1 protein-coding gene is annotated in these 1,977 nt (G+C 60.5%); it reads right to left on the reverse strand.

The annotated features are described in order from the left end of the window. A partial coding sequence (locus ACY1JZ_RS25925; protein WP_462631658.1) for a condensation domain-containing protein occupies positions 1 to 1,977 on the reverse strand: 1,977 nt, incomplete at both ends.

The raw sequence follows: 1,977 nt of genomic DNA on the forward strand, positions 1-1,977 counted from the left end.
CTGCTCCAGCAGCCTCCGCGCCACGCCGTTCGCACGCGCATTCAGCTCCGCATAGCTCCAGCTCCGCTCCCCTGCGCGGATTGCGATCCGCTGCGGCGTCTGTCTCACCTGCTGCTCGAACAGCTCATGCATCGACCGATCACGCGGGTAATCCGCCACTTCCCCATGCCATGCCTCTGCTGTTCCTTGGCGCTCCTGCTCCGTCAGCAGACTGATCTCACCGATCGGCAGCTCAGGCTCCGTCGACACCACCTGGAGCAGCTGATTAAAATGCGCCGACAGCCGCTCCACCGTCTCCTGCCGGAACAAATCAACGCCATACTCGAATGCCCATTGCAAGCCATGTTCACCTGCATCCGTCACTACCAGCGTCAAATCCACCTTCGCGGGCTCATGCTGCAAGCCGCTATATTGGCGCATGCCCGTCTGTTCGTCCAGACGCAGCTCCGTGCCGTTGCCGTCATGATTGTGCAGTACAAACATCACATCAAACAGCGGGTTGCGGCTAATGTCACGGCGGAGGCTAAGACGGTCTACCAGCTCGTCAAAGGCAAAGTCCTGATGCTGGAACGCCTCCAGCGCCTGCCGCATCACTTCACGCACAAAAGCCGAGAAGGGCAACTCTCTGCGCGGCTGATTGCGCAACGCCAGCGTATTAATGAAGATGCCAATCAATTGCTCCGTATCCGCATGATTGCGCCCGGCGCTCGTCGTGCCGACCACAATATCCTCCTGCCCGGAATATTTCGCCAGCAGCACGTTATATGCAGCGAGCAGCACCATGTACAGCGTGGCGCCCGTATCCGCGCATAGCTCGCGCAGCCCCTGCACGACATGAGCCGGAACCTCGAAGTCTACACGCTTCCCGGCAAAGCTCTGCTGTGCCGGACGGGGATAGTCAATCGGGAAGTCGAGCTGCGGAATCTGCCCCTGATACAGATCCATCCAGTATGCCTCATGCTCCCGCGTCGCCAGCCGCTGCTCACGCTGCCAGATCGCCACATCCTTATACTGAATTCTAAGCGGAGGCAGTTGCTCCCCGTTATAGAGCGCCGTCAGGTCATGGAACAGGATGCCGACCGATACGCCATCCGTCACAATGTGATGCATGTCGAACAACAGTATATGCCGTTCCGCCTCTAACCGCAGCAGCTCCAGTCGCACCAATGGGGCGATCGACAGATCGAACGGGCGCACAAACGCCGCCAGACGACTCGCCAGTAACGCCTCTGCCTCTGCTGTTTCTGCCGCCTCTGCTGCCTCAGTATAGACCAGCTCCAGTTCGGCATCTGAATGCACTCGCTGCACAAGCTCGCCATCCACCCAGCTAAACGAGGTGCGCAGCGTCTCATGTCTGTTGATCAGCGCTTGCACCGCGCCTTGCAGCCGCGCAACATCAAGCGGGCCATCGATGCTATAGGCATACGGCACGTTGTAGGCCAGCTCGGCTCCCTTGAGGCCGCTCAGGGCGTACATTCTTTTTTGCACAAAGGATGCCGGATAGAAAGGACGCGGCGCACTAGGCTCGATCGGAGTATACAGCTTGTAGAAGACGCGGTCGACCGCAGGGAGCCCCGCCCCCTCGCTCTCCTCCTCTGCTCCCTTCGGAGCCAGGTACGCCGCCAAACCCTCAATCGTCGGCGTATCGAATAACGCCTGCAGCGGCACCGTGACGCCGAACTCCTTGTGCACCCGCGACAGCATCAGGATCGCCTTCAGCGAATGTCCGCCATGCTCGAAGAATCGATCCGTCCGTCCGATCCGCTCCACGCCCAGCACCTGCTCCCATAGCTGCGCCAATCGCTTCTCCGTCTCTCCCTGCGGCGCGGCATGTCCAGACTGCTCCGGGCGCAGCAGCTCCTCCATCAGCTTCCTCCGGTCAGTCTTGCCATTGGGCGTCACCGGGAGCTGCTCCAGTTGCACGATGCCTGTCGGCACCATATACTCCGGCAGCCGCGCCTCCAGATACGCACGCAG

The sequence above is a fragment of the Paenibacillus sp. J5 genome (assembly GCF_054955055.1).